General features: G+C 35.1%; 1 pseudogene. It reads left to right on the top strand.

Annotated features, from left to right (window positions below):
- Nucleotides 1-97: 97 nt before the first annotated feature.
- A pseudogene (locus tag ACFINL_RS09855) lies at nucleotides 98-599 on the top strand (DUF1376 domain-containing protein); the annotation flags it as partial.

The raw sequence follows: 599 nt of genomic DNA, 5'->3' as shown, positions 1-599 counted from the left end.
CGTTTAGAAGATGGTCGTTTGTGGAGTTCACAAGTTGAGGAGGAACTCAATAACTTCAATGAAGATCTAAATAATAATAAAGAACAGGAGGGGAAATATGTCAACTAAGTTAACTTGGGTTCGTTGTTTTCCTTCTGATTGGGTATCTGTTGCTAGTGGAATGACGTCGCATCAAATATCGACTTATATGATGTTGATATTGCTTAATGTATAAGAAGAGACAGCCAATTCTTGAGAATGCCTCTATATTAGCACGCATTTCTGGTTGTTCAGTAAAAGCTTTTAATAAAGCGCTAGATTTTTTATTGAGTGATGAGAAACTGATACGTTTAGAAGACGGTCGTTTATGGAGTTTACAGGTTGAAGAGGAACTCAACAACTCTAATGAGAATTTGAATAAGTTTTCAGAGAGAGCGCAGAAGGCAGCGAAGGCAAGATGGGATAAACATACAAATGATGCTTGTGATATTAAGCATGATGCTAACAGCATGCTTAAGGATGCTAAGCATGATGCTTGTGATGCTATAACAAACAATACAAACATATATAATAAAAAAACTAAAACTATCGTTTTAGCAAAAAAAGAAATTGGTTCTGAA

Source organism: Bartonella sp. AA78NXGY (assembly GCF_042197005.1).
In the GTDB taxonomy this organism is placed as follows: domain Bacteria; phylum Pseudomonadota; class Alphaproteobacteria; order Rhizobiales; family Rhizobiaceae; genus Bartonella.
This window is presented reverse-complemented; position numbering and strand designations above follow the sequence as displayed.